The sequence below is a fragment of the Pseudomonas sp. v388 genome, from assembly GCF_003935425.1.
Taxonomy (GTDB): Bacteria; Pseudomonadota; Gammaproteobacteria; order Pseudomonadales; family Pseudomonadaceae; genus Aquipseudomonas.
Genome location: NZ_RHQN01000002.1, coordinates 642,472 through 665,499, shown reverse-complemented (window position 1 = coordinate 665,499; position 23,028 = coordinate 642,472). Strand labels below are relative to the sequence as shown.

Below are 23,028 nucleotides of genomic sequence, written 5' to 3'. Positions count from 1 at the left end.
CCTGGTATTCCAAGGTGCCAGCGGCGTCGCCGCTACCTTTGATGGGAACCCAATCAATGCTGCAAGTTGAAAAGCTTCACCAATACTACGGCGGCAGCCACATTCTGCGCGGGCTGTCGTTCGATGTGAAAGTCGGCGAGGTGACGTGTCTGCTCGGCCGTAACGGCGTGGGCAAGACCACGCTGCTGCGGGTGCTGATGGGGCTTTTGCCGTCCAGGGAAGGTTCGGTGCAGTGGGAAGGCAAAGCCATCACCGGGTTCAAGCCGCATCAGCGAGTACATGCCGGAATTGCCTATGTGCCGCAAGGTCGAGAGATCTTCGGCCGGCTGACCGTCGAAGAAAATCTGCTGATGGGCCTGTCGCGCTTTCCCGGTTCCGAAGCCAGGGAAGTGCCGGCCTTCATCTACGAGCTGTTCCCGGTGCTGCTGCAAATGAAGCATCGCCGCGGCGGTGATTTGTCCGGCGGGCAACAGCAGCAATTGGCAATCGGCCGCGCATTGGCAAGTCGGCCACGCCTGCTGATTCTCGACGAACCCACCGAAGGCATTCAGCCGTCGGTGATCAAGGAAATCGGGGCGGTGATCAAGAAGCTGGCCGAGCGTGGCGACATGGCGATTCTGCTGGTCGAGCAGTTCTACGATTTCGCGGCGGAACTGGCCGACCACTATCTGGTAATGTCCCGTGGCGAAATCGTTCAGCAAGGACGTGGCGAGAACATGGAAGCCGAAGGCGTGCGCGGGTTGGTCACCATTTGATGCGCCGATCCGTTATCGTGCCGCTTTCGGCCTTGAGATGAGCACCCCATGAATCTGCCCGCGAACACGGCCCTGTTCACGCCCAGCTGGCACGCCGAGCTGGAGCTGGGCTATGGGCGTTTCGGCGACAGCACGCGGCCGGTTCAGCGGCGCCATAAAGGCCCGTTGCGGGTGCAGAAGCATCTGTACGCCGAAGGACCGCAGGTGTGCCAACACATCATCGTGCATCCGCCCGGAGGAATTGCCGGCGGAGATCGCCTGGACATTTCGGCCTCGGTCGGCGCCGACGCCTGGGCGCAGCTGACCAGCCCTGGCGCGGCGAAGTGGTATCGCGCGGCAAGCCCGGCCTATCAGCAACTGGACCTGCGTGTGGAACCCGGCGCCACCCTGGAATGGTTGCCGCAGGAGACTATCGTGTTCAGCAACGCCCAGGCCGAGTTGACCACGCAAATAGAGCTGCAAGGCGATGCGAAGCTGTGTTACTGGGATGTGGTGGCGCTGGGGCGTCCGGCCAGCGGGGAGCGTTTTGAGCAAGGCCATTTTCAGTCGCATCTGGATATCCGCCGCGACGGCCGGTTGCTCTGGCATGAGCGGCAGCGCATCGTCGGCGGCGATGGTTTGCTGGACTCACCCATCGGACTGGACGGCAGAACGGTGTTTGCCACCCTGCTGATCAGCGGGGACGCCGACGCGGAATTGATCGAACGCTGCCGCTCGCTGGCAATGCCCAATCCGGTGCGCGGCGACCTGACGCAACTGCCCGGCCTGGTCGTCGCACGGTGCCTGGCCGACGAAGCCCTGCACGCCAGGGCCTGGCTGATCGAACTATGGAAGCAGCTGCGCCCGGCATTGCTGGGCCGCGAGGCGATAACACCGAGAATATGGAACACATGAGCTAGTTCCTTGTGGGAGCGGACTGGTCCGCGAAGAGGCCGGTACCACCGCTACATATATGCCGCCTTGTGTAATGTCTTCGCGGACAAGTCCGCTCCCACAGGGTAGAGACACCTGAAACTTAAAACGACGGAACCCCAATGGACCTGACTCCCCGCGAAAAAGACAAAATGCTGATTTTCACCGCCGGCCTGGTGGCCGAGCGCCGACTGGCGCGTGGCGTGAAACTCAACTATCCCGAAGCGATGGCCTACCTCTCCGCCGCGCTGCTCGAAGGCGCGCGTGACGGCCAGACGGTGGCCGACCTGATGCACTACGGCACTACGCTGCTCACCCGCGAGCAGGTCATGGAAGGCATTCCGGAGATGATCCCGGAAATCCAGGTGGAGGCCACCTTCCCGGACGGCACCAAGCTGGTTACCGTGCACCAACCCATTGCCTGACGGACGAGAACCAACATGACCCAAGAGATTCGCGATGCAGTGCCGGCCGATCTGCCCGGTATTCTCGCCATCTACAACGACGCGGTGCTCAACACCACCGCGATCTGGAATGAAACGCCCGTGGACCTGGCAAACCGTCAGGCCTGGTATGAAGCGCGGCAGGTTCAGGCGTATCCGATCCTGGTGGCGCTCGACGCTACAGGCGACGTCGTGGGCTATTCCTCATTCGGCGACTGGCGGCCTTTCGAGGGCTTCCGGCACACGGTCGAGCATTCGGTGTACATCCGCGCCGATCAGCGCGGCAAAGGTCTTGGCCCAAGGCTTATGGCGGCTCTGGTGGAGCGCGCCCGGGCCTGCGACAAACACATGATGGTGGCTGCCATCGAGAGCGGCAACGCAGCCTCCATCGCCTTGCATGAACGACTGGGCTTCAAGACAACCGGGCAAATGCCGCAGGTCGGCACCAAGTTCGGTCGCTGGCTGGACCTGACCTTCATGCAGCTCGACCTGACGCCCGGCGCGCAGGCCCCCGCTTCGCAAACTCGCTAGGACAATCCTATGAATCCGGCACAGCTAAGACGTGTCACCGCCGAAAGCTTCGCCCATTACCGCGAAGGCCTGGCGCAACTGTTGATCGAAACGGTTCTGAATGGCGCGTCGGTCGGGTTCATGGCCGATATCGACAGTGCGCAGGCGTACCGCTGGTGCGACGCGCTACGGCCCGATATCGCCGACGGCAGCCTGTTGTTGTGGGTGGTCGTCGAAAACGAGAACGTCCTGGCCAGCGCGCAGTTGGCGCTGTGCCAGAAGCCCAATGGGCTCAACCGCGCGGAAGTGCAGAAACTGATGGTGCTGCCCGCCGGGCGAGGCCGTGGCCTGGGCCGGCAGTTGATGGAAGCGGTCGAGCAGGCGGCGGTAAAGGCCAAGCGCGGGCTGCTGTTTCTCGACACCGAGGCCGGTTCACCGGCCGAAGCCTTCTATCGGGCACTCGATTACGTCCGCGTCGGCGAGTTGCCGGACTACTGCGCGACCCCGGACGGCCGCTACCGACCGACCGCTATCTACTACAAAACCTTGGGGCAACCGACATGATCCCTGGCCAATACCAGATCCAGCCTGGCGACATCGAACTCAACGCCGGGCGGCGCACCATCAGCCTGACCGTTGCCAACAGCGGCGACCGGCCGATCCAGGTGGGTTCGCACTTCCACTTCTTCGAAACCAACGACGCCCTCACCTTCGACCGCGCCGCCAGCCGCGGCATGCGCCTGAACATCGCGGCCGGAACCGCCGTGCGCTTCGAGCCGGGGCAGTCCCGCGAGGTGGAACTGGTGGACCTGGCCGGCCTGCGCAAAGTGTATGGCTTTGCCGGACGAGTGATGGGCGATTTGTAATTTCTGATTGTTGACCTGTAGGAATCGGTATGAAAATTTCCAGACAAGCCTACGCCGACATGTTCGGCCCCACCGTTGGCGACAAGGTGCGCCTGGCCGATACCGAGCTGTGGATCGAGGTCGAGAAGGACTTCACCACCTATGGCGAAGAGGTCAAGTTCGGCGGCGGCAAGGTCATTCGTGACGGCATGGGCCAGGGTCAGTTGCTGGCCGCCGAAGTGGTGGACACGTTGATCACCAACGCACTGATCATCGATCACTGGGGCATCGTCAAGGCGGACGTGGGTATCAAGGACGGTCGCATCGCCGCCATCGGCAAAGCGGGCAATCCGGATATCCAGCCTGACGTGACCATCGCCATCGGCGCGGCCACGGAGATCATCGCCGGTGAAGGCATGATCCTCACCGCCGGCGGGGTCGACACGCACATTCATTTCATCTGCCCGCAGCAGATCGAAGAAGCCTTGATGAGCGGCGTGACCACCATGATCGGCGGCGGCACGGGGCCTGCCACGGGCACCAACGCTACCACCGTAACGCCGGGGCCCTGGCACATGGCGCGTATGCTCCAGGCGGCGGACTCGTTCCCGATGAACATCGGTTTTACCGGCAAGGGCAACGTCAGCCTGCCCGGCCCGCTGATCGAGCAGGTGAAGGCCGGCGCCATCGGCCTCAAGCTGCACGAAGACTGGGGCACCACGCCGGCGGCCATCGACAACTGCTTGAGCGTGGCCGATGACTACGACGTGCAGGTCGCGATTCACACCGACACGCTGAACGAGTCCGGCTTCGTCGAAACGACTCTCGCCGCATTCAAGAACCGCACCATCCATACCTACCACACCGAAGGTGCCGGCGGCGGCCATGCGCCGGACATCATCAAGGCCTGCGGCTCGCCCAATGTGCTGCCCAGCTCCACCAACCCGACGCGGCCGTTTACGCGCAACACCATTGACGAGCATCTGGACATGCTGATGGTCTGCCATCACCTGGACCCGAGCATCGCCGAAGATGTGGCCTTCGCGGAAAGCCGTATCCGTCGGGAAACCATTGCCGCTGAAGACATCCTGCATGACCTGGGCGCGTTCTCGATGCTCAGCTCCGACAGCCAGGCCATGGGCCGTGTCGGTGAAGTGGTCCTGCGCACCTGGCAGACCGCCGACAAAATGAAGCGTCAGCGCGGCCCGTTGCCCGAGGACGGCCCAGGCAACGACAACTTCCGCGCCAAGCGCTACATCGCCAAATACACCATCAACCCGGCAATCACCCACGGCATCAGCCATGAGGTGGGCTCGGTCGAAATTGGCAAATGGGCGGACTTGGTGCTCTGGCGTCCGGCGTTCTTCGGCGTCAAACCGACGTTGATTCTCAAGGGTGGCGCCATCGCCGCCAGCCTGATGGGCGACGCCAATGCATCGATCCCGACGCCGCAGCCGGTGCATTACCGCCCGATGTTCGCCAGCTACGGCAGCTCGCTGCACGCCACCAGCCTGACGTTCATCAGCCAGGCAGCCTTCGACGCGGGCGTGCCTGAAACCCTGGGCCTGAAGAAGCAGATCGGCGTGGTCAAGGGCTGCCGCAGCGTGCAGAAGAAGGATCTGATTCACAACGATTACCTGCCCGATATCGAGGTCGATCCGCAGACTTACCAGGTCAAGGCCGACGGCGTGCTGCTCTGGTGCGAGCCGGCCGACGTGTTGCCGATGGCGCAGCGATATTTCCTGTTCTGAGCCGTGCAAACGGGGCATGAGATTCGGCTCATGCTCCGACCTGCCGACGATTGCCCTTCAGGCAATGCACAATTGGCCGATAAACATCGCTGTTGGCTGTCATCGGCAAGCGGTAAGATGCGCCCTCCAAAATTTCAGTCGCTCAGCAAGGTACTCGGCCATGCGCCTTTCCGAATTCATCGTTCATCACGTGGATCGCATCGTCGATGAATGGGAAGACTTCGCCCGGACCCTGAAACCGGCTGCCGATACCATGAGCAGTGTGGAGCTGCGCGACCACGCCAAGTCGATCCTGCTGGCCGCCGCCCGCGACATGAACACGACCCAGAGCCGCCGCGAACAGATGGCCAAGGCTCGCGGTGAGGAGACCCATAAATCCCCGAGTCTCGACGAAGCCGCTGCCAGTCATGGCGAGCTGCGCCACGAGGTGGGGTTCGATCTGGTGCAGATGACTTCCGAGTTCCGGCACTTGCGCGCCAGCGTGATTCGCTTGTGGGTCGAAAGCCTGAGCACGCCGTTGATCGATGATTTTCAGGACGTGGTGCGTTTCAACGAGGCCATCGATGAAGCGCTGGCTGAGTCCACGGCGGCCTACGCCGATCAGGTCGCTCGCTCCCGCGACATCTTCCTGGCCATTCTGGGCCACGACCTGCGCGCGCCACTGCAAGCGGTCAGCATGTCGGCCGAGATGCTGGGCCGCAACGCCGCGCAAGACGAAAAGTCGCGGTATTACATCACGCAGATCAAGAACAGCACCCGCCACATGGGCACCATGGTTGCGGACCTCTTGGAGTTCGTCAAAAGCCGGCTGGGTTCCGGCCTGCCGGTGGATCGCAAGCGCATGGATCTGGCGGTGGCTTGCCGTGAGGCTGTCGAAGAAGCCTGTGCCGGAATGCACGGGCCTGCGCCCGTGCTGGATATTCAGGGCGACGCCCACGGCAGCTGGGACAGTGCGCGTATCAGCCAGTTACTGCAGAACCTGATCGGCAACGCCATCCAGCATGGCACTGCCGACAAGGCGATCAATGTGCGGCTCATCGGCGACGACAACACCGTTGAGCTGTCTGTGCATAACGAGGGCCTGCCCATTGCCGAGGACGCCATCGGCACGATCTTCGATCCGCTGGTACGCAGCGTCAGTGAAAATGCCGATACCTCAGGCCCGTCAACCAGCCTCGGCCTTGGCCTGTTCATCGTCAAGGAAGTGGTCAACGCCCACGGCGGCAGTATCACCGTCACCTCGAACGTCGGCGACGGCACCACTTTCAGTGTGGTGCTGCCGCGGGTTTAGCCGCGTCCTGTAAAAGCCAGCTTGCTGGCGAAGGTCTGTCACTCGGTGGCCTGACAGACCCTGCGGTCCGCATTCGCTGCCGCTGCGCGCCAGATCGTCGGATTGCCGCCCAGAGCAAACTGGTTCCTACTGAATTTCCCGATGCCTTTACTTCCATTGCGCTCGTGGGTCGAAAGACGACTTGTCCGCCAGGCTCTGCCATAGCGCCTTGGTCGCTTCGTCGGTGTGCTTGGGCATGACGATCTTCAACTGCGCGTACAGATCGCCGCGCTCACCGTTCTTGCTCATCAGGCCATTACCCTTGACTCGCAGGCGCTGACCATTCTGGCTGTCCGGCCGGATGGTCAGGTTGATCCGGCCGGTCAGCGTCGGCACGGCCACTTTGGTACCCAGCACGGCTTCCCATGGCGCCAGCGGCACCTGGATCACCAGATCATGCCCTTCGACTTCGAACAGCGGGTGCGGCGCCAGGCGAATGGTCAGGTACAGATCACCCTTGTCACCACCGGCAATACCTGGCGCGCCCTGGCCTTTGAGGCGGATGCGTTCACCGTCGGCCACTCCGGCCGGAATCTTGACGTTCAACGTCTTGGTGATGTCCGCCATGCGCTGGCCGGCAGCGCTGTGCTGCGGCACCCGGAAGCTCACCTGCTTGGATTCGCCGGACAGGGTCTCTTCCAGGAAAATTGCCAGTTCCATTTCCACATCCTGGCCCTTGCGACCCGGATTGCGGGTGCGCCCGCCCTGCTGCGGACGGCCGCCGAAGATCGAGCTGAAAAACTCCGAAAAGTCAGTCGTCTCATCGAAGCCACCGCCGCCGCTGCGGCTCTGCCAGCCCGGCGGCGGCTGAAACGGACGGCCCTGGCGGCCATACTTGCGAATCTCGTCGTACTCGGCGCGCTTTTCAGGGCTGCTGAGCACTTCGTAGGCTTCGGACGCCTCCTTGAACTTGTCCTCGGCGCCGGCTTCCTTGCTGACGTCCGGATGATACTTGCGCGCCAGTTTGCGGTAGGCGGTCTTGATCGCCTTGTCATCCGCGGTCGGCTCGACGTCGAGTATCTTGTAGTAGTCTTTGAAATCCATGTAACGATCACCCATCCCCAATTGTCCAGCGCAGCCCGGTGTGCCGGCGCCTGCGCACAGCATCCTCTTGTTCCGAGGCGTCTGGATTACTTCAAGTTGAACAGTGTGACAGCAGTCGGCGCTTTTCGGTGCTCGTTGAACCTTCGACACCCGCACGACGCAACAATCCCAAGAAGATTGGGGGTAATGAGCGCCAGTTCAAGCCTTGGACACAAATAGCGGTATCCATCGATTAGCGACGCATTGCCCTACGCAATTGCCCTTCACTGACATAAACTGCGCGGCCGTTTTTTGACTGGAACGTAAAAGACATGAACGACCAATCCCCGGCCCGTGCCTGTGGCATCGATTTCGGCACGTCCAACTCCACCGTCGGCTGGCAACGCCCTGGCGTGGAATCGTTGATCGCGCTGGAGGACGACAAGATTACCCTGCCTTCGGTGGTGTTCTTCAACATGGAAGAACGTCGCCCGGTGTATGGCCGTCTGGCGCTGCACGAGTACCTGGAAGGCTACGAAGGCCGCCTGATGCGCTCGCTCAAGAGCCTGCTCGGCTCCAAGCTGATCAAACATGACACCAGCGTGCTGGGCACGGCCATGCCGTTCAAGGACTTGCTGGGCCTGTTCATCGGCGAGCTGAAGAAGCGTGCCGAGCAAACCGCAGGTCGTGCATTCGACGAGGTCGTGCTGGGTCGTCCGGTGCATTTCGTGGACGACGATGCCCAGGCCGACCAGGAAGCCGAAGACACGCTGGCCGAGGTCGCACGCAAGATCGGCTTCAAGGAAGTCTCGTTCCAGTTCGAGCCCATCGCGGCCGCATTCGACTATGAATCCACCATCGAGACCGAAGAGCTGGTGCTCATCGTTGACATCGGCGGTGGTACGTCGGACTTTTCCCTGGTGCGCCTGTCGCCGGAGCGCCGTACCCGCGACGACCGTCACGACGATATCCTGGCCACCGGTGGCGTACACATCGGCGGCACCGACTTCGACAAGCAGCTGAGCCTGCAAGGCGTGATGCCCTTGTTCGGCTATGGCAGCCGGATGAAAAGCGGCGCCTACATGCCGACCAGCCACCACATGAACCTGGCGACCTGGCACACCATCAACGCGGTGTACTCACAGAAATCCCAATTGGCACTGGGCAGCATGCGCTACGACATCGAAGACACCGGCGGCATCGACCGGCTGTTCAAGCTGATCGAGCAACGCGCCGGGCACTGGCTGGCGATGGAAGTGGAAGAAACCAAGATCCAGCTGACCCACGAACCGAGCCGCCATGTGGCGATGGACCGGATCGAGAGTGGCCTGAGTGTCGACCTGAGCCGGGCGATGTTCGAAGCATCCATCGACGCCCAGCTGGAACGAGTACGCAACAGCGTGACTCAGTTGCTCAATGACGCGGGCGTCGGTCTGGAGCAGGTCAACACCGTGTTCTTCACCGGTGGTTCCAGCGGCATCCCGGCCCTGCGCAACAGCGTCTCGGCCATGCTGCCCAATGCCCGGCATGTGGAGGGCAACATCTTCGGCAGCATCGGCAGTGGCCTGGCAATCGAGGCGAAGAAGCGCTACGGCTGCATGTGAAGATATGTGTAGGCGCCAGCGGGCGGCGATCCGTCTTGCTGGCGGATCGGGCGGTACATCCACGAAAAAAGTATCGCCCGACATTGCACCTTAGCGACCTGGGTCGCTCCTACAGACGGAACGCGTTACACCAACCCTTCTTTCTGCAATTCGCTTTTCAGGTACGCGTAATAGATCGGCCCGGCCACCACGCCCGGCAGGCCGAAAGCGGCTTCGAACAGCAGCATGGCCAGCAGCAATTCCCACGATTTGGCATTGATCTGGCCGCCGACGATCCGTGCGTTGAGGAAGTACTCGACCTTGTGGATGACGATCAGGTAACTCAACGCCGCCAACGCCACCCAAAGTGAGATCGACATGCCGACGATGAAGATCAGCGTGTTGGACATCAGGTTACCGACCACCGGCAGCAGGCCGAGCAGGAAGGTCATGATGATCAGGGTCTTGGTGAGCGGCAGGTGAATCCCGCACAGCGGCAGCACGACCGCCAGGAACACCGAGGTAAACGCGGTGTTGAGCAGAGAGATCTTGATCTGGGCAAAGACGATATTGCGAAACGCCCGGCTCAGCAGATAAAGGCGGTCGAACAGCGCCGCCGCCAGTGGCTTGCGCGTGTGTTTCTCGGAAATACGCTGCAAGGCAATGATCGCCCCCAGCACCATGCCGATCAGCATGGTGACGAACATGTGCGCCGCACCCTTGCCGATCAGTTGCAGCTCGCCCACGTGCTTTTGCAGCCACTGCCCCAGGGACACCTGGAACTCTGCGGCACTGGCCGGCAGGTAGGCATCAATGAACGGCGGCAGCTGTCCGCGGGCCCGGTCGATGAGGGTCATGAACTTGTCCAGCGATGCGCCGGGATTTTCGGCTTCATGCAGGACGAAGCTGATGGCTCCGGCGAACACCAGCGTCAGCAGGCTGACAACGATGGTGCCCAGCAACGCCACGGCCAGCCAGCGGGCGCGCTCGCCCGAGATCAGGCGTTGCAGTTGGGGAGTGAGCATGTTGACCAGTTCGAAGACCAGCAGACCGGCCAGAAGGCTGGGCAGAAGCTTGAATGGCAAGACCAGCAACAAACCGCCAAAGATCAGGATCCAGCTGGCGATTAACACCTGACGTGCGGAAAACGTTGGCATAGACCCTCAACGGGCGGCACAAAGAAGACGGCAGTCTGCCAGCCTTCACGGCCAAGGACCAGCTATCAGGAAAGCGTGCAAACCCGCCGCGGCTGCGCAATGCCGGGCACTTACCGGGAAACGCCCCGGCAAGTGCCCTGTTTACGGCGTTTGTCGCGATGTACAGGTCAACCGGCATGCCAGCGGAAAATTATTTCTTCTTGAGACAATCGCTCATGAAGCTTTTACGGGCATCGCCCTTGAGAGCCTGAGCGCTGGCTGTCGCGTTGCAGGTTTTCATTTTTTCCTGCTGAGTGGCGGGTGCCGGCGGCGCGGCCTTGAGGCAGTTGCTCATGTACGCTTTGCGCTCATCGCCCTTGAGCGCCTTGGCACTCGCGTCGGCGTTACAGGTGGTCATCTTGTTCTGCTGCTCGGTGGCAGCGAATCCGGGATTGCACAGCATCAGGCCAACGAGCATCACAGCAATACCGAGCATCTTCATCGATCGACTCTCCAGAACCACCGCACCGATCAGCGCAGCCTGCTACGAGTGTAGCCAAGGATGTTGCGATTTATGTCCGACTTCACGACCATCGGACTGGCATTCGCCGCGAACAGGCGGATAATTGCGCCCCCACTGCTCGCCGGTTTCCCCATGCAATACGCGTTTCCCCTGCTGACCATCCTGATCTGGGCCATCAACACCGTCATTACCAAGGCGTCGTCCGAGGTCATTTTCCCGTCTGAGATCGGCTTCTACCGCTGGCTGCTGGCGGGCTTGCTGTTCACCCCCTTCATGCTCAAGCCGGTGTGGGCCAACCGCGCAGTCATTCGCCCGCTGCTGGGCAAGATCTTCATTCTGGGCGTGCTGGGCATGGCCATGTACCAGAGCCTGGCCTATTTCGCCGCCGGCATGACCACCGCCACCAACATGGGCATCATCCAGTCACTGGTGCCGATCATGGCGTTGGGGCTGTCTATCGCCTGCCTGGGCACTCGCCTGACTTTCGGGGCTTTGCTCGGCGCGATGATTTCATTCATGGGTGTGGTGGTAGTCGTTTCGGCCGGCAATCTGGGCGGGCTGATCGAGCAAGGCGTCAACCGAGGCGACGCAATGGTGTTGTTCGCCGCAGCAGCCTATGCCGTCTACAGCACGCTGTTGAAGAAATGGCAGCTGCGTTTGCCGCCGCTGCAACTGTTGTACATGCAGATTCTGGTCGCCATCGTGGTGTTGATGCCCATGTTTCTGCTGTCAGCCAAAGTCGGCTTGAATGCCAACAATATTCCGATGGTGTTGTACGCCGCGATCCCCACCTCCATGCTTGCGCCTTGGCTGTGGATGACCTCCATCATGCGCCTGGGGCCGAGCCGCACGACGCTGTTTTTCAATCTGATGCCCATCGCCACGGCGCTGATCGCAGCCGTGGCGCTTGGCGAACGCCTGGCGCTTTACCACCTGGTGGGTGGCGCGCTGACGCTATGCGGGGTCGTCATGGCGGAACGCTGGACGACCCCGCTGATGCGCAAAACCTAGATCGGCGCGCTGGCGTCTTCTCCTTCCACACTGTGGATCGACACGTCCGTGATACCGGCCACGGGAAGGCCGGTCTCAGGGTCGGGACCGTCGTCCAGCTCTACGTGGTGTTTCAGTGCCAATTCGTGCACGACCTCGATGATCGGTACATCCAGATTCTCGATGACGTCTACGTGGTGCTCGCCCGCAAGGGTGTACTCGATTTCATACAGTTCTTTATCGCTCATCGCATCACTTCCTGGCCGACACGCAAATCGGCAGATTACGAACCAAGCCCATACGAGCTAGAGACCGGCAGCCTTGAGGCGCTCGGCGTGTTCCATGAACAGGCGCACAGGATCGGCGCCTTTGCCCACCAGCCCGAAGGTCTGGTTGACGATGTCGAAATGGTCGAGCGCAAAGTCATCCCCGATGACCGTGCCCAGGTGCGAACTGAAACGCCCGACCATGCCATCAGATTGACCTCGCTCTTTTGTGAACGTGCGAGCGAATATTCGACAAGCGATATTGGTACCGTCGATTGTGTTGCGACCACGGTTGGTAACGCCCGGCTTGAGGATGCCGGACCAGGAGTAATAGCGAACGCCGTTGACCACTTCTTCGCCCTGCCCGCCCCAGGTTTCGGGCAGCCCCTGCGGATACTGCCGATTGAACAAGGCGACGCCGGTGGTGGTCAGCGACTGATGCGCAGCCGAGACATCCATCGGCAATTTCGGCCCGCGATAACCGGTTTCAAAGAGTGCGATGGCCCAGGCCGCGACGGCGATCACCAGGTTGACGATACGCCCGCCCGGCGTACCTGGCGGAAACGTCCGCTCCAGCCAGTCGGCCAGTTCGGAACCATGATTGGGTCCGGCGACCGAGGTCACCGATGCCACCAGGTCCGGCCGCCGCGCCGCGACATATCGAATGGTCAGCGCGCCCTGGCTGTGGCCGAACAGATTGACCTTGGCCACACCCATTTCACGAACGGTCTGTTCGATCACCTTCAACAATTGCTCCCCGCGAACTTCGGTGGAGTTCACACCGGACACCATCACCGGCTGCACCGTCGCCCCGCCACGCTCCAGGGCTTTGACGATGCCGAACCAGTAGGGATAAATCAGAAACCTTACGAAACCCAGCAAGCCGGGTACCAGCAACAACGGGTAACGCGTCGCCTGTTCTTTCGCCATGAGAGGCCTCCTTGTCTGGAACCTGCAGCTCATTGACTTCAGCCACTTTTTGAACCTTAGCGGTGTTTGTCGGCAAGGCCTGGGAATATGACAAGGTGAGGCGGTGTCTCATCGCCATCAAAAATCGAACTCTCACGCAGCTCCACTGCTCCAAGCGATATCGAGCCAAAAGCGGCTCTTTCACGCGGAGTGACAACGATGTACAAGAAAATTCTGGCGGCAAGCTGTGTATTGATGACGATGGTCGGCTGCGGCAGCACCACCGTGCAGAACCCGGTGGATTACGTCACCTACCGTGACGAGCCGCTGGTCAAGCGGGTCGAGAACGGCATGACGCAGCAACAAGTGCTGACCATTGGCGGCGAGCCGTCCTCCCGCGTCCAGCGCAAGGTCAGCCCAGGCACCTGCAACAACTACGTGATGACCAAAGACGGCCATCAGCAGGTCTACCACGTCAGCTTCAACAGCGACGGCCGCGTGGTGAACAAGGGTTTCATGACCTGCGAACAACGTGAAGAGAACGAACGCGCCAAGTAATGCGATGGCAAAAAAAAGCTCGGTACATCATGTACCGAGCTTTTTTGTGTTCGCTGTGTCTCAGAACACCAGTTTGAACAGCGCGATCACCACGATCAGGCCGATCAGAAAGATGATGCCAACGGTACTTCCCAGAAACTTGAGCATGTTCTTCTCCACGTTTTATAGGTCTCAAGTCTGGGACCGCGTGTGACGCCGCTCGTTTCTTAATTTTTTTACATCTGGTCAACAAAAAACCCGACCGCACATCCGATTAAACTTTTTCCCGCGTCATCACTCCCATTTTTGGATGATCCCGCCGCGCGCGACACCACAGAGCGGGACGCACACCTGATGATCGATGGAGATGACCGATGATTTCTGCACCGCAACTGAGTGACGTGAATACCCTGCGCCAGCGTGCGCGCCAGAATGTGGAGAACGGTGCGGTCACTGAAGGCTACAGCGCCGACCGCGAGACCATCCTGCGCCTGCTTAATGAGTCGCTGGCTACCGAGTTGGTCTGCACCCTGCGCTACAAGCGCCATTACTTCATGGCGACCGGCCTGAAGGCCAGCGTCGCAGCTTCCGAATTTCTGGAGCATGCGCAGCAGGAAGCCGAGCACGCCGATAAACTGGCCGAGCGCATCGTGCAGTTGGGCGGCGAGCCGGAATTCAATCCCGACACGTTGTCGCGCAATTCTCATGCGCAGTACGTGGCGGGTAATACCCTCAAGGAAATGGTGTATGAAGATCTGGTGGCCGAGCGCATCGCCATCGACAGCTACCGTGAAATCATTCAATACATCGGCGAGACCGACCCGACTACGCGCCGTATCTTCGAAGACATCCTCGCTCAGGAAGAAGAGCACGCCGACGACATGGCGGACATTCTCAAAGACCTATGAGTCGCCGCGGCGTACAAAAAAGCCAGGACTGGAGTCCTGGCTTTTTTGTGGCTGGCGAAGGCCGTTGTACAGACATGTGGTGGTTTTAACGGCCCCTTCGCGAACACGCTCGCTGCTACATTGGTTGAAACTTATTTGACGGTCTTCGGCGCCTTGCCTTCTTTCATCTGTTGCAGCAACGGCCCACACTGGTTTTCTTCGTTGTCGCCCGGCGCCATCAGCGCCAGCAGGCCCGCCGCAGGGCCGACGGTCGCGCCGAGCAGGACCATGCCGGCGCCGCGCAGCAGCAACGGGCCGGATTGCACACCGGCACTCGGGCTGCCGAACGCGCCCCTCACGTATAACGGCGAGCGCAGGGAAAACACCCGGAAACCTTTTGATTCCGGGGTGATTTTCAGGTCCAGTTGCTCGGTCTTCATGTTGGCCGTGCCATCGATGTAGATGATCGCGTTCTCGGTATCGAATACGAACAGCCGACTGGTGGCCAGGCCATCCTTGATGCCGAAATCGGTCGCCGCACAGTTGATCTTCACATCCTGATCGCCAAACAGCTTGCCGACCACGTAATTGCCCACATTGAGCCCGGCGATTTCCATCAGGCTGCGGCTGATCGCGCCATCGTTCACCAGCATTTTCAGCTCGCCATTGGCAGTGCCCAGCAGCGCGGACACCGAGTTGCCCTGGCCGCTGATATCCGCATCGCCGTTGAGTTCACCAAAGCTCGTCTTCATCGGCTCGAACGTCGGGAACAGCTGCTTGAGTTTGAAGTTGCGTGCCGACAGCTTCGCGCGGCCCTGCAACGGGGTCGTCTGGCCGTTGAGACGAATGTCCGCGTCCAGCTTGCCGCCGGCCACGCCGAAGCGCAGCGGGACGAGGCTCAGTTGCCCGTCGTCGAGGACCACATGGGTATAGAGGTCGGTGAAGGGTAACTCAGGACTTTGCACGATGCGCTTGCCGGTAAATTCCACGTCGGCATCCATCGCGCGCCAGCGGTCGGTCTGGAACTGCTCGACCGGTAACACCTTGTCAGTCGGCTGCTTGCTCTCGCCGCCGCGCTTCTTCTGCTCGGCATTGGAGTCGGCGCCGATCAACGGGGCCAGATCGGAGAACAGCAACTGATTGGATACCAGCTTGCCGCTCAGCCTGGGACGAGGCTGGCTGGCAACGAACTTCAGGTCGCCGTGGATATCGCTGTCGCCGATCTTGCCGTTGAAACCTTGATAACTGAAGCTTGCACCCGTGGCTTCATGCAACTTGGCGATCAGCCGGCCATCGGTCGAATAGGCCGGAGAATCCGGGAGCGTGACGCCGGTCAGCGGGTACAGGTTGCTCAGGCTCGCACCCGATAGCTTGAGACGCAGATCCAGTTCGCCCAGATTCTGCGGATCGGTCAGGGTGCCGGCGATCGTGGCGTGGGTATCGCCTACTTTCACATCGGCCTGCACGGGAAAAGGTTGCGTCGCGTCCTTGAGTGCCAACAGGCCGCCGATCTTGCCGGTGCCGTTCAGTTTCTGGCCGTGATACTGCCCTTTGTACGCCAGGCCAAACGCGTAATCCTGCGGCACCGTACCTTTGTCCTGGGCTTTCTGTGCTTCTTTACTGCCCACGATGTCACTGAACGGGATGGGCTTGCCAAGCATGTCGATGGCCACATCCACCTGAGTGTTCAGGGTGCGGTCGTCGTAACCCACCAGCCCTTTGTCGAACTTGATGGCGCCAATGTCCAGCACCCAGTTCGACGGCTCGGCGTTCGGATCGGAGGCCGGCAGATCGAACGTCCAGTTGGCACGGCCGTCGGCCAGGCGCTCCAGTTTCGCTTCAGGTCCGGTCAGGTCGATGCGTGCAATGGACACTCGCTGTACCAGCAAGGGCAGCAGCGAGAGCCTGAACTCGACGCGCTTGAGGGTCGCCATCTGCGGGTTTTTCGACCAATCGGGGTTACCCAGGGTCAGGTCGTCCGCGACGAAATGCGGCGACGGCACCCAGGCACGCCAACCGCCCAGCTCTGGTTCACGCTGCCACTGAACGCCCAGATTGCCGTTGATGGCGAACGGTCGGTGCAGGGCTTCGCTGACTTTCTCGTTGATGGTGGGCTTGAGGCGGTTCCAGTCGAAGGTGGCGATGATAATGATCAATACGGCCAGCACCACTAATAGCGTGGCGCCTGTCCAGGCGAAAATCTTGCGGCTGCGCGTCATGCATGACTCTCCTAAAAACAACGCCCCAGCCGTGGCGCGTTGAGTACGACATAGCTGTTCGACTGACGAAAGCTTCAAGGGTTTGCTTGGGTTTGGGAAATAAGCTCATGAATTTCAAAGGCCGGCTCGCCCGGATCATTTTCGTCGATTCTCACCATCAGCGTAATGAAGTTCTTTATAGACCAGCGCAGCGCCATAGTGCCCACCTGCCATTCCACCGCTCTTGCGAGGAGCACTGTCATGAAACCTCATCTGCTGATGGGCTTGCTGCTGTCGATGTTTTGCGTCACAGCCACGGCGGCGGCCCCTGACGAACGTATTGCCGAAAATGGTCCGGATCGGCTGGTCAAGCAATTCCAGCGCGTCTGACCGGACACGCTGTCAGTGTGCGTTGAAAAGCCCTTCGACGCCTGTCAGGCGCTTTTGTTAGAGTGCGCTCCAGTCCATCCCCAGAATCGCTTGCCTCATGCTGCCCCGTGCCGAACAGAAACAACAGACCCGCAGAGCCCTCCTCGACGCAGCCCATCAACTCATGGAAAGCGGACGCGGCTTCGGCAGCCTGAGCCTGCGGGAAGTGGCTCGCACGGCGGGCATCGTTCCAACCGGTTTCTACCGTCATTTCGATGACATGGATCAGCTCGGCCTGGCGCTGGTCAGTGAAGTCGGGCAAACCTTCCGGGAAACCATACGCCTGGTGCGCCACAACGAGTTCGCCATGGGCGGGCTTATCCATGCTTCGGTGCGTATCTTCCTCGAAAGGGTCGCGGCCAACCGCTCGCAGTTCCTGTTCCTGGCCCGTGAGCAGTACGGCGGCTCGCTTCAGGTGCGTCAGGCGTTGGGCGCGTTGCGCGAGGGCATCAGCGCCGACCTTACCGCCGACCTGGCGAAGATGCCCAAGTGGCAGCACCTGAACGCCGATGCGCTGTCGATCATTGCCGACCTGGTGGTCAAGAGCGTGTTCGCGATGCTGCCGGAGCTTATCGACCCGCCGCCCGCCACCCTCGCTCCGCACCTGACGCCCCACGCGAAGATCACCCAGCAGCTGCGCTTCATTTTTATCGGCGCACGGCATTGGCGAGGATTGGGCAGTCATGATTGACTCCCTCCACCTGTAAGCCAGCGTGCTGGCGAAGCGTAAGCTCAGACGATAATCATCTTGCATCCAATCAGCTTCTTCGCCAGCAAGACGGATCGCCGCCCGCTGGCTCCTACAGGAACGAGATGCACTGATTCAGCGCGCCAGGTGAAATGCGCACCCAAATAGCGCATCAACGTCATTCTTGTGCGACCTAGTTACCCGTCGCTGTCGGCCTTTTCTCCGTTTATGCCCTGTTGGCAAGCCCCTTGCTCTGTCGTGAAGCATTGCAATTGGCAGGAAGCTTTCCAATGCTGGTGATTCACACCCGAATCGAACCTCAAACTGAATGGGCCGCTGAGCTGCACCTGAATTTCGAGGCGCGCAGCAAGAGCCGTCTGCGCTGCTTCAGTGCAGATAACGAAGACGTGGGTCTGTTTCTGCAGCGCGGGCAGCCGCCGCTGCACGATGGCGAATTCCTGCGCGCCGAGGATGGCCGTGTGGTTCGTGTCTGTGCGCGGCCGGAGAAGCTGATGCACGTCACCTGCAGCAGCACTTTCGAACTGACCCGCGCGGCCTATCACTTGGGCAACCGTCACGTCGCACTGCAAGTGGGCGATGGCTGGCTGCGTCTGCTCGACGACTACGTACTCAAGGCCATGCTCGATCAACTGGGCGCCACCACGGAAACCATCGAGGCGCCGTTCCAGCCGGAGCATGGCGCCTACGGTGGCGGCCATCATCACTCGCGCGCCGGGGAAGAGGACTTCAACTACCCGCCGCGCCTGCACCAATTCGGCGTGCGCACGTGAACAGCGCCTGGGCGCTATTGCGCCTGGCCAGTCCGCAACTGCCCATCGGCGGCTACAGCTACTCCCAGGGCCTGGAGATGGCGGTGGAGAACGCCGTGGTGGTCGATCCGCAAACCGCGGCACGCTGGATTGGTGATCAATTGTTGCTCAATCTGGCGCGTTTCGAAGCGCCCATGCTGCTAGCGCATTGCGTGGCTGCCGCCGAGGAAAACTGGGGGCAGTTGCTGCAACTGAGCGATGAACATCGCGCCAGTCGAGAAACCCGCGAGCTGCATCTGGAAAGTCGGCAGATGGGCTATTCCCTGCAACAGTTGCTCAACGGCCTGCCGGAACTGGATCTGCCGGCGCGGCAGTTTCTTCAGCAAACCAGCGAGCCGCATCTGGCGCTGGGTTGGGCGCTGGCGGCCCGCGCCTGGGGAATCAGCCCGCAGGACGCGCTGGCCGCCTGGTTGTGGAGTTGGCTGGAAAACCAGCTGGCCGTGCTGATGAAAACCCTGCCGCTTGGCCAGCAGGCGGCCCAACGCCTGACCAGCGAACTGCTGCCGTTGCTACAGCAGGCGCAGCAGAACGCCACCCATCAGGACATCCGCCACATCGGCAGCGCCGCCTTCGGTCTGTCACTGGCGAGCATGGCCCATGAACGTCAATACAGCCGGTTGTTCCGGTCCTGAAGCATCCACGGAGAACTCAATGAACAGCCAACCCCTGCGCGTCGGCATCGGTGGCCCGGTCGGTTCCGGCAAGACAGCCTTGACGCTGGCGCTTTGCCTGGCACTGCGCGAGCGCTACAACCTGGCGGTGGTCACCAACGACATCTACACCCGCGAAGATGCGGACTTCCTGGTGCGCAATGAAGCGCTGGCCCCCGAGCGCATCATCGGTGTCGAGACTGGCGGCTGCCCGCACACGGCGATCCGCGAGGACGCGTCGATCAATCTGGAAGCCGTGGACCAGCTCAACCGGCGTTTCGAAGGCCTGGACCTGATCATCGTCGAGTCCGGCGGCGACAACCTGTCGGCCACCTTCAGCCCCGAGCTTTCCGACCTGACGATCTACGTGATCGATGTATCGGCCGGCGACAAGCTGCCGCGCAAAGGCGGGCCGGGCATTTGCAAGTCCGACTTGCTGGTGATCAACAAGATCGACCTCGCGCCACTGGTGGGCGCCTCGCTGGAAATGATGGACAGCGATACCAGGAAGATGCGCGGCGAGAAGCCGTTCGTGTTCAGCAACCAGAAAACCGGCCAGGGTCTGGAACAGATCATTGCCTTCATTGAGCGCCAGGGCCTGCTGACGGCCGCCTGATTACACACCTGTAAGGAAACCTGATCGATGAACTACAAGAACGTCCTTGCCACTCTCGCCCTTCTGCTGGTTCCGACCCTCGCCATGGCGCATCCGGGGCATGGCGACAACGGTTTGATGGCGGGTTTCGGCCACCCGATCGGCGGCCTCGATCACCTGCTGGCGATGCTCGCTGTGGGTTTATGGGCGGCGCAGCAAAACGGCGCGGCTCGCTGGGCACTGCCCTGCACGTTTGTCGGCACGATGCTGATCGGCGGCGTACTGGGTTTCGCCGGGGTTGAACTGCCGGCGATGGAAAGCGGCATTGCTGCGTCAGTGCTGGCGCTGGGCCTGGCGGTCGCGCTGGCGGTGCGTCCGCCGCTGGTGCTGGCGGTTGCAGCAACGGCAGCGTTCGCGCTGTTTCACGGCGTGGCGCATGGTCTTGAGTTGCCGGAAATGTCCAGCCCATGGGCCTATGCCGCAGGCTTCGTGGTCGCCACCGCTGCGCTGCATGCCGTAGGCTACGCGGTTGTGCGTCTGCTGCCACAAGCGGCTGCGCCGCTGGTCCGCCTGGCCGGTGCCGCATCGGCTACGGCCGGGGTCTGGTTGCTGGCGGTTTGACACCCCACTTCGGGCCTGTGGGCGGCAGCTTGCTGGCGACAGCGATCATTCAGTCGCCCCCGCGTTGGCAGATACACTGCAGTCGCGAGCAAGCTCCCTCCCACAGTTGGCGCGCAAACCTCGGTTTTGTGGAACGGGTACCTCCCCCGGCAATCCTGCTACCATGTCGCGCATTCGAACCCTGCCGCGACGCCAGCCGATGTCCCATGTTTCCAGCTCCGCCCCTACGCCTGAACTGACTGCCGTATTCGCTTCCCTGCAGGAGCACTTCCTGCGGGTGATCGTGCCGCTCTGGCAAGGGCCGGGCTGGAATTCCCAACTGGCGTTGCCGTTCGAGGCGCTGGATGCAGAGCATCAGCCATTGCCGCCTCAGCGCTACAGGGCGATGGCCTGTGCGCGTCAGCTGTTTCTGTTTTCCAGCCTGATCGGCCATCCACAGGTCAGCGACGCCAGAGGCCGCGCCGGTGCGCTGTTTCGGTCGTTGCAGCAGCACTTCCATGACCCCGAGCATGGCGGCTGGTTCTACAGCATCGATCCACTAGGCAAGCCGCTGGATCGTCGCAAGGATCTGTACACCCACGCGTTCATTATTTTCGCCTGTGCGCACTACTGGGCACGAACCCGCGAACCGCTGGCCGAATCGGCGCTCAATGCGGCGCTTGAAGTGATCACTGAGCGTTTTGCCGACGGCGCGGGCCTATATGAAGCGCAACTGGCGCAAGACTGGTCGTCGCTGGGCAGCGGCCCGCTGCAAAACCCGCTGATGCACCTGGCTGAGGCGTTGCTGGCGACGTTGTCGCTGCGCGCCGACCCCGCCACCCAGTCTGCACTGGACGGCCTGGTGGACCACATGCAGCGACGCTTCGTCGACCCGGCCACCGGCGTCATGCTGGAAAAACCGCTGGGCGCTGTGGATAACTGGTATGAGCCCGGTCATCAGTTCGAGTGGTTCTTCCTGCTGCAATCTTCTCCGGACATGCACGGCAGGCCGTTGCATGCGTCCTTGACCCGTGCATTCCTCCAGGCTGAAGCCCAGGGCGTCGATCCGGACACCGGCGCGGTGGCAGCCATGCTCACCCCGGACGGCAAGATGCAGGACGGCACGCAGCGCATATGGGCACAAGCGGAATACCTGCGCGCACTGGCGCTGCACCCCGCCAGCAAAGCGAATCTGTGCGGTCAGCTCCTTGCGCTGCAGCAGCGGTTCCTGCATGACAAGGGCTGGAACGAGTGCCTGGACGGCAATGGCCAGGTCAGCCGCAGCGACATGCCGTCAACCACGCCTTATCACCTGGCAACCTGCTACATCGGCCTTGAGGACTACCTGCACAACCGCAGTGGCAGTACCTCATTGGCGACCGCCCTGCCAGACATCCGGTAGGAGCGCGCTTGCCCGCGATGCACGCACCGCGGTCTCCCGGAAGATCGAGATGTGCGCTCCGGCAAAGACTCAGCCGCGATTGCGGTCAATCGAGAAGCCAGCCCAGGTCTGGCTGACGGGCATCAGCTCCAGGCTGTTGATATTGACGTGAGCCGGGGTGTTCATGATCCAGAAGATGGTCTCGGCGATGTCTTCAGGCTGGATAGGCTCCGCACCGGCGTAGGTTGCATCGTACTTGGCCTGATCGCCACCAAAGCGCACCAGTGAAAACTCGCTTTCGCACAGCCCCGGCTCCAGGTTGGTCACGCGCACGCCGGTGCCGATCAGGTCATTGCGCAGGTTCAGCGAGAACTGACCGACAAACGCCTTGGTACCGCCGTACACGTTGCCGCCCGGATACGGATAGTTACCCGCCACCGAACCCACGTTGACGATGCTCGCACCGCGACCGTGGCCGATCAGACGGGACAGCAGCAGACGCGTGGTGAACACCAGGCCTTTGACATTGGTGTCGATCATGGTTTCCCAGTCATCCAGATCGCACTTGGGTGCCGGATCGATACCCAGCGCCAGGCCCGCATTGTTGATCAGGCCACGGATGGTGGCGAACTCTTCCGGCAGCCCGGCGATGGCAGTTTCAATCGCGGCACGGTCCCGAACATCGAGCACCAGCGTGTGGACCTTGGTCTTGGCGGACAGCTCGGCGCTCAGGGCGTCCAGGCGTTCCTTGCGGCGACCGGTCAGCACCAGCGACCAGCCGGCCTCGGCGAAACGGCGGGCACAGGCCTCGCCAAACCCGGAAGTGGCACCGGTGATAAATACTGTGGAACTCATCTCGTTCTCCTGACATGGCGCGACAAAGGCGCGGCCTGACTTTGACGGGTGTGAATAAGTGAATGGCAGGGCAGCAGAATGCCCGTGGAGCGCGCAACGGATCAAGCGCCCCCGTGAAAAATCCGAAACGGTTACGTGCAGCTGTACGAAAATTAACCAAACCTTTCAAACGCCCGGCCCGCCTGGGCTACAGAGGGTTTTGCCCACGTTATCCACAGTCAGGCCCACAATCTCTGGGGGCAACTCTGAAACGCTGGAAGCCACGGAAATCGGGGCTCTTGGCGAGGCGACAGAAGTTTTTACCTTGACTTTGGCGACGGTACTCAATGCACCACAGGGTTCTGCAAAGACGGTGATGGCCTCTAGCCCATGGTAATAGCCGGGTTGCCGGGTGTGTCCAAC

At 61.3% G+C, this 23,028-nt stretch carries 27 protein-coding genes; 19 read left to right on the top strand and 8 right to left on the bottom strand.

Annotation, left to right across the window (positions count from 1 at the left end):
- The first annotated feature begins 56 nt into the window (after positions 1-56).
- The 8 genes from urtE (at position 57) to EGJ27_RS07095 (ending at position 6,507) form a co-directional block, all read left to right on the top strand.
- Positions 57-755, top strand: coding sequence for an urea ABC transporter ATP-binding subunit UrtE (gene urtE / locus EGJ27_RS07130; RefSeq protein WP_125830022.1), 699 nt, complete (start codon positions 57-59; stop codon positions 753-755).
- A gap of 48 nt (positions 756-803) precedes the next feature.
- The gene (locus EGJ27_RS07125; RefSeq protein WP_125830021.1) at positions 804-1,649 is read left to right on the top strand and encodes an urease accessory protein UreD; all 846 of its coding nucleotides are present in this window, start codon (positions 804-806) and stop codon (positions 1,647-1,649) included.
- 140 nt (positions 1,650-1,789) lie between these two features.
- Positions 1,790-2,092, top strand: coding sequence for an urease subunit gamma (locus tag EGJ27_RS07120; protein ID WP_125830020.1), 303 nt, complete (start codon positions 1,790-1,792; stop codon positions 2,090-2,092).
- 15 nt (positions 2,093-2,107) lie between these two features.
- A complete protein-coding gene (locus EGJ27_RS07115; RefSeq protein ID WP_125830019.1) occupies positions 2,108-2,641 on the top strand; it encodes a GNAT family N-acetyltransferase in 534 nt (177 codons plus the stop codon).
- A gap of 9 nt (positions 2,642-2,650) precedes the next feature.
- A complete protein-coding gene (locus EGJ27_RS07110; protein WP_125830018.1) occupies positions 2,651-3,184 on the top strand; it encodes a GNAT family N-acetyltransferase in 534 nt (177 codons plus the stop codon).
- Complete coding sequence (locus EGJ27_RS07105) at positions 3,181-3,486, top strand: urease subunit beta (protein WP_125830017.1); 306 nt, start codon at positions 3,181-3,183, stop codon at positions 3,484-3,486. Before EGJ27_RS07110 ends, EGJ27_RS07105 begins: the two co-directional genes overlap by 4 nt.
- Before the next feature lie 29 nt (positions 3,487-3,515).
- Positions 3,516-5,216 carry an urease subunit alpha gene (gene ureC / locus EGJ27_RS07100; RefSeq protein WP_125830016.1) on the top strand — a complete coding sequence of 567 codons (1,701 nt, stop codon included), beginning with the start codon at positions 3,516-3,518 and terminating at the stop codon, positions 5,214-5,216.
- Positions 5,217-5,376: 160 nt separating this feature from the next.
- Complete coding sequence (locus tag EGJ27_RS07095; RefSeq protein ID WP_125830015.1) at positions 5,377-6,507, top strand: sensor histidine kinase KdpD; 1,131 nt, start codon at positions 5,377-5,379, stop codon at positions 6,505-6,507.
- A 147-nt stretch (positions 6,508-6,654) separates the two neighbouring features.
- Here EGJ27_RS07095 and cbpA read toward each other — a convergent pair whose 3' ends face one another.
- Positions 6,655-7,590 carry a curved DNA-binding protein gene (gene cbpA, locus EGJ27_RS07090; RefSeq protein ID WP_125830114.1) on the bottom strand — a complete coding sequence of 312 codons (936 nt, stop codon included), beginning with the start codon at positions 7,588-7,590 and terminating at the stop codon, positions 6,655-6,657.
- 311 nt (positions 7,591-7,901) lie between these two features.
- Here cbpA and EGJ27_RS07085 point away from each other — a divergent pair, with 311 nt between their 5' ends.
- Positions 7,902-9,173 (top strand): Hsp70 family protein, encoded by a 1,272-nt coding sequence (locus tag EGJ27_RS07085; RefSeq protein WP_125830014.1) that lies wholly within the window; start codon positions 7,902-7,904, stop codon positions 9,171-9,173.
- 125 nt (positions 9,174-9,298) lie between these two features.
- Here EGJ27_RS07085 and EGJ27_RS07080 read toward each other — a convergent pair whose 3' ends face one another.
- Complete coding sequence (locus tag EGJ27_RS07080) at positions 9,299-10,309, bottom strand: AI-2E family transporter (protein WP_125830013.1); 1,011 nt, start codon at positions 10,307-10,309, stop codon at positions 9,299-9,301.
- A 190-nt stretch (positions 10,310-10,499) separates the two neighbouring features.
- Positions 10,500-10,790 carry a PsiF family protein gene (locus EGJ27_RS07075; protein ID WP_125830012.1) on the bottom strand — a complete coding sequence of 97 codons (291 nt, stop codon included), beginning with the start codon at positions 10,788-10,790 and terminating at the stop codon, positions 10,500-10,502.
- Between the two features lie 153 nt (positions 10,791-10,943).
- Between EGJ27_RS07075 and EGJ27_RS07070 the strand changes: the two genes are divergently transcribed.
- Positions 10,944-11,822 (top strand): DMT family transporter, encoded by an 879-nt coding sequence (locus tag EGJ27_RS07070; RefSeq protein WP_125830113.1) that lies wholly within the window; start codon positions 10,944-10,946, stop codon positions 11,820-11,822.
- Here EGJ27_RS07070 and EGJ27_RS07065 read toward each other — a convergent pair.
- Positions 11,819-12,049, bottom strand: coding sequence for a hypothetical protein (locus tag EGJ27_RS07065; RefSeq protein WP_125830011.1), 231 nt, complete (start codon positions 12,047-12,049; stop codon positions 11,819-11,821). The genes EGJ27_RS07070 and EGJ27_RS07065 overlap by 4 nt on opposite strands.
- Before the next feature lie 57 nt (positions 12,050-12,106).
- On the bottom strand, positions 12,107-12,997 hold the full coding sequence (locus EGJ27_RS07060) for a triacylglycerol lipase (RefSeq protein WP_125830010.1): 891 nt from the start codon (positions 12,995-12,997) through the stop codon (positions 12,107-12,109).
- A gap of 198 nt (positions 12,998-13,195) precedes the next feature.
- On the opposite strand from EGJ27_RS07060, the gene osmE reads away from it, so the two are divergent.
- Both osmE and EGJ27_RS07050 read left to right on the top strand, forming a co-directional pair.
- On the top strand, positions 13,196-13,534 hold the full coding sequence (gene osmE, locus EGJ27_RS07055; protein ID WP_125830009.1) for an osmotically-inducible lipoprotein OsmE: 339 nt from the start codon (positions 13,196-13,198) through the stop codon (positions 13,532-13,534).
- A 353-nt stretch (positions 13,535-13,887) separates the two neighbouring features.
- Positions 13,888-14,421, top strand: a complete 534-nt coding sequence (locus EGJ27_RS07050) for a bacterioferritin (RefSeq protein ID WP_125830008.1) — start codon at positions 13,888-13,890, stop codon at positions 14,419-14,421.
- Between the two features lie 131 nt (positions 14,422-14,552).
- Here EGJ27_RS07050 and EGJ27_RS07045 read toward each other — a convergent pair whose 3' ends face one another.
- Both EGJ27_RS07045 and EGJ27_RS24770 read right to left on the bottom strand, forming a co-directional pair.
- Positions 14,553-16,619, bottom strand: a complete 2,067-nt coding sequence (locus EGJ27_RS07045) for an AsmA family protein (protein ID WP_125830007.1) — start codon at positions 16,617-16,619, stop codon at positions 14,553-14,555.
- Between the two features lie 74 nt (positions 16,620-16,693).
- Positions 16,694-16,861, bottom strand: a complete 168-nt coding sequence (locus EGJ27_RS24770; RefSeq protein WP_158619336.1) for a hypothetical protein — start codon at positions 16,859-16,861, stop codon at positions 16,694-16,696.
- Between EGJ27_RS24770 and EGJ27_RS25030 the strand changes: the two genes are divergently transcribed.
- From EGJ27_RS25030 to EGJ27_RS07015, 7 genes are all read left to right on the top strand, one after another.
- Positions 16,860-16,988 carry a hypothetical protein gene (locus EGJ27_RS25030; protein WP_256672692.1) on the top strand — a complete coding sequence of 43 codons (129 nt, stop codon included), beginning with the start codon at positions 16,860-16,862 and terminating at the stop codon, positions 16,986-16,988. The genes EGJ27_RS24770 and EGJ27_RS25030 overlap by 2 nt on opposite strands.
- 97 nt (positions 16,989-17,085) lie before the next feature.
- Positions 17,086-17,718 carry a TetR family transcriptional regulator gene (locus EGJ27_RS07040; RefSeq protein ID WP_125830006.1) on the top strand — a complete coding sequence of 211 codons (633 nt, stop codon included), beginning with the start codon at positions 17,086-17,088 and terminating at the stop codon, positions 17,716-17,718.
- A 287-nt stretch (positions 17,719-18,005) separates the two neighbouring features.
- Positions 18,006-18,506 carry an urease accessory protein UreE gene (gene ureE, locus EGJ27_RS07035; protein ID WP_125830005.1) on the top strand — a complete coding sequence of 167 codons (501 nt, stop codon included), beginning with the start codon at positions 18,006-18,008 and terminating at the stop codon, positions 18,504-18,506.
- A complete protein-coding gene (locus EGJ27_RS07030) occupies positions 18,503-19,177 on the top strand; it encodes an urease accessory protein UreF (RefSeq protein ID WP_125830004.1) in 675 nt (224 codons plus the stop codon). The genes ureE and EGJ27_RS07030 overlap by 4 nt, the downstream gene beginning before the upstream one ends.
- 19 nt (positions 19,178-19,196) lie before the next feature.
- Positions 19,197-19,811, top strand: a complete 615-nt coding sequence (gene ureG, locus EGJ27_RS07025) for an urease accessory protein UreG (RefSeq protein WP_125830003.1) — start codon at positions 19,197-19,199, stop codon at positions 19,809-19,811.
- A gap of 27 nt (positions 19,812-19,838) precedes the next feature.
- The gene (locus EGJ27_RS07020) at positions 19,839-20,411 is read left to right on the top strand and encodes a HupE/UreJ family protein (RefSeq protein ID WP_125830002.1); all 573 of its coding nucleotides are present in this window, start codon (positions 19,839-19,841) and stop codon (positions 20,409-20,411) included.
- A gap of 163 nt (positions 20,412-20,574) precedes the next feature.
- Positions 20,575-21,792 carry an AGE family epimerase/isomerase gene (locus EGJ27_RS07015; protein ID WP_125830001.1) on the top strand — a complete coding sequence of 406 codons (1,218 nt, stop codon included), beginning with the start codon at positions 20,575-20,577 and terminating at the stop codon, positions 21,790-21,792.
- Between the two features lie 69 nt (positions 21,793-21,861).
- Here EGJ27_RS07015 and EGJ27_RS07010 read toward each other — a convergent pair whose 3' ends face one another.
- A complete protein-coding gene (locus EGJ27_RS07010) occupies positions 21,862-22,626 on the bottom strand; it encodes an SDR family oxidoreductase (protein ID WP_125830000.1) in 765 nt (254 codons plus the stop codon).
- Positions 22,627-23,028 lie beyond the last annotated feature (402 nt).

What these genes read in the sequence shown, in the direction of transcription:
- urtE (WP_125830022.1), top strand. Translation starts at nt 57, where the DNA reads ATGCTGCAAGTTGAAAAGCTTCACCAATACTACGGCGGCAGCCACATT.
- EGJ27_RS07125 (WP_125830021.1), top strand. Translation starts at nt 804, where the DNA reads ATGAATCTGCCCGCGAACACGGCCCTGTTCACGCCCAGCTGGCACGCC.
- EGJ27_RS07120 (WP_125830020.1), top strand. Translation starts at nt 1,790, where the DNA reads ATGGACCTGACTCCCCGCGAAAAAGACAAAATGCTGATTTTCACCGCC.
- EGJ27_RS07115 (WP_125830019.1), top strand. Translation starts at nt 2,108, where the DNA reads ATGACCCAAGAGATTCGCGATGCAGTGCCGGCCGATCTGCCCGGTATT.
- EGJ27_RS07110 (WP_125830018.1), top strand. Translation starts at nt 2,651, where the DNA reads ATGAATCCGGCACAGCTAAGACGTGTCACCGCCGAAAGCTTCGCCCAT.
- EGJ27_RS07105 (WP_125830017.1), top strand. Translation starts at nt 3,181, where the DNA reads ATGATCCCTGGCCAATACCAGATCCAGCCTGGCGACATCGAACTCAAC.
- ureC (WP_125830016.1), top strand. Translation starts at nt 3,516, where the DNA reads ATGAAAATTTCCAGACAAGCCTACGCCGACATGTTCGGCCCCACCGTT.
- EGJ27_RS07095 (WP_125830015.1), top strand. Translation starts at nt 5,377, where the DNA reads ATGCGCCTTTCCGAATTCATCGTTCATCACGTGGATCGCATCGTCGAT.
- cbpA (WP_125830114.1), bottom strand. Translation starts at nt 7,590, where the DNA reads ATGGATTTCAAAGACTACTACAAGATACTCGACGTCGAGCCGACCGCG.
- EGJ27_RS07085 (WP_125830014.1), top strand. Translation starts at nt 7,902, where the DNA reads ATGAACGACCAATCCCCGGCCCGTGCCTGTGGCATCGATTTCGGCACG.
- EGJ27_RS07080 (WP_125830013.1), bottom strand. Translation starts at nt 10,309, where the DNA reads ATGCCAACGTTTTCCGCACGTCAGGTGTTAATCGCCAGCTGGATCCTG.
- EGJ27_RS07075 (WP_125830012.1), bottom strand. Translation starts at nt 10,790, where the DNA reads ATGAAGATGCTCGGTATTGCTGTGATGCTCGTTGGCCTGATGCTGTGC.
- EGJ27_RS07070 (WP_125830113.1), top strand. Translation starts at nt 10,944, where the DNA reads ATGCAATACGCGTTTCCCCTGCTGACCATCCTGATCTGGGCCATCAAC.
- EGJ27_RS07065 (WP_125830011.1), bottom strand. Translation starts at nt 12,049, where the DNA reads ATGAGCGATAAAGAACTGTATGAAATCGAGTACACCCTTGCGGGCGAG.
- EGJ27_RS07060 (WP_125830010.1), bottom strand. Translation starts at nt 12,997, where the DNA reads ATGGCGAAAGAACAGGCGACGCGTTACCCGTTGTTGCTGGTACCCGGC.
- osmE (WP_125830009.1), top strand. Translation starts at nt 13,196, where the DNA reads ATGTACAAGAAAATTCTGGCGGCAAGCTGTGTATTGATGACGATGGTC.
- EGJ27_RS07050 (WP_125830008.1), top strand. Translation starts at nt 13,888, where the DNA reads ATGATTTCTGCACCGCAACTGAGTGACGTGAATACCCTGCGCCAGCGT.
- EGJ27_RS07045 (WP_125830007.1), bottom strand. Translation starts at nt 16,619, where the DNA reads ATGACGCGCAGCCGCAAGATTTTCGCCTGGACAGGCGCCACGCTATTA.
- EGJ27_RS25030 (WP_256672692.1), top strand. Translation starts at nt 16,860, where the DNA reads ATGAAACCTCATCTGCTGATGGGCTTGCTGCTGTCGATGTTTTGCGTC.
- EGJ27_RS24770 (WP_158619336.1), bottom strand. Translation starts at nt 16,861, where the DNA reads ATGACAGTGCTCCTCGCAAGAGCGGTGGAATGGCAGGTGGGCACTATG.
- EGJ27_RS07040 (WP_125830006.1), top strand. Translation starts at nt 17,086, where the DNA reads ATGCTGCCCCGTGCCGAACAGAAACAACAGACCCGCAGAGCCCTCCTC.
- ureE (WP_125830005.1), top strand. Translation starts at nt 18,006, where the DNA reads ATGCTGGTGATTCACACCCGAATCGAACCTCAAACTGAATGGGCCGCT.
- ureG (WP_125830003.1), top strand. Translation starts at nt 19,197, where the DNA reads ATGAACAGCCAACCCCTGCGCGTCGGCATCGGTGGCCCGGTCGGTTCC.
- EGJ27_RS07020 (WP_125830002.1), top strand. Translation starts at nt 19,839, where the DNA reads ATGAACTACAAGAACGTCCTTGCCACTCTCGCCCTTCTGCTGGTTCCG.
- EGJ27_RS07015 (WP_125830001.1), top strand. Translation starts at nt 20,575, where the DNA reads ATGTCGCGCATTCGAACCCTGCCGCGACGCCAGCCGATGTCCCATGTT.
- EGJ27_RS07010 (WP_125830000.1), bottom strand. Translation starts at nt 22,626, where the DNA reads ATGAGTTCCACAGTATTTATCACCGGTGCCACTTCCGGGTTTGGCGAG.